1 protein-coding gene is annotated in these 1,525 nt (G+C 65.5%); it reads right to left on the bottom strand.

Annotated elements, in window-relative coordinates; genetic code table 11:
- Positions 1–64: 64 nt before the first annotated feature.
- Complete coding sequence (gene glnA, locus HLH21_RS16800) at positions 65–1,525, bottom strand: type I glutamate--ammonia ligase (protein WP_182944893.1); 1,461 nt, start codon at positions 1,523–1,525, stop codon at positions 65–67.

The raw sequence follows: 1,525 nt of genomic DNA, 5'->3' as shown, positions 1-1,525 counted from the left end.
CCCCACGAAAAAGGGCGCCGGCCCCTTGCGGTTCCGGCGCCCCGATCGGTGATCCGTGGGGGGATCAGACCGAGTAATACATCTCGAATTCCGCCGGATGGGGCGTGTGTTCGAACTTGTAGACGTCCTGCCACTTGATGGCGCAGTAGCTTTCGATCTGGTCCCGGGTGAAGACGTTGCCGGCCAGCAGGAACTCGTGGTCGGCCTCCAGGGCCTCCAGCGCCTCGCGCAGCGATCCGCACACGGTGGGGATCTGCTTCAGCTCCTCGGGCGGCAGGTCATACAGGTCCTTGTCCATGGCGTCGCCGGGGTGGATCTTGTTGCGGATGCCGTCCAGCCCGGCCATCAGCATGGCGGCGAACGCCAGGTAGGGGTTCGCCGTGGGGTCGGGGAAGCGGACCTCGACGCGCTTGGCCTTCGGGCTGGTCGCATACGGGATGCGGCACGATGCCGAGCGGTTGCGCGCCGAATAGGCCAGCAGCACCGGCGCCTCGAAGCCCGGGATCAGCCGCTTGTAGGAATTGGTCGACGGGTTGGTGAACGCGTTCAGCGCCTTGGCGTGCTTGATGATGCCGCCGATGTAATACAGCGCCTGGTCGGACAGGTCGGCATAGCCGTTGCCCGCGAACACCGGCTTGCCGGCCTTCCAGATCGACTGGTGGACATGCATGCCCGACCCGTTGTCGCCATAGATCGGCTTGGGCATGAAGGTCGCCGTCTTGCCGTAGGAATGGGCGACGTTGTGCACGCAGTATTTGTAGATCTGCATGAAGTCGGCCGACTGCACCAGGGTGGCGAACTTGGTGCCCAGCTCATGCTGGGACTGCGCCACCTCGTGATGGTGCTTTTCGATCGGCAGGCCCATCTCGCCCATCGTCGTCAGCATCTCGGCGCGCAGGTCGCCCTCGCTGTCCACCGGGGCGACGGGGAAATAGCCGCCCTTGACGCCCGGGCGGTGGCCCATGTTGCCTTCCGGGTAGTCCTTCAGCGACGCGCCGGGGCCTTCGATGCTGTCAAGCTGGTAGGTGCCGTAGTTCGGCCCCGTCCCGAAGCGGACGCTGTCGAAGATGAAGAACTCGGCTTCCGGCCCGAAGAACGCCGTGTCGCCCAGCCCGGTCGACTTCAGGTAGGCCTCGGCCAGCTTGGCCGTCGCGCGCGGGTCGCGGTTGTAGAACTGGCCCGTCGAGGGTTCGATGATGTCGCAGATCAGGATCAGCTGCGGCTTGGCCGAGAACGGGTCCATCACCGCCGTCGCCGGGTCCGGCAGCAGCACCATGTCGCTCTCGTTGATCGCCTTCCACCCCGCGATCGACGAACCGTCGAACATGAAGCCGTCGCGGAACGTGTCCTGCTCGATCGTCGAAACGTGCTGCGTCGTGTGGTGCCACTTGCCCCGCGGGTCGGTGAAGCGCAGGTCCACCAGTTCCACCGAATGTTCCTGGATCAGGCTGAACACCTTCGCGACAGACGCCGCGTCAGGGGAAGGGGGGGCCGCTGGGGCCGGGGTCGGGGCTTTTTTCGCCAT

The organism is Gluconacetobacter johannae (assembly GCF_014174305.1).
Classification (GTDB): Bacteria; Pseudomonadota; Alphaproteobacteria; order Acetobacterales; family Acetobacteraceae; genus Gluconacetobacter; species Gluconacetobacter johannae.
Note: the sequence above shows the minus strand (reverse complement) of the source record. Positions and strands in the feature narration are given on the sequence as shown.

What these genes read in the sequence shown, in the direction of transcription:
- glnA (WP_182944893.1), bottom strand. Translation starts at nt 1,525, where the DNA reads ATGGCGAAAAAAGCCCCGACCCCGGCCCCAGCGGCCCCCCCTTCCCCT.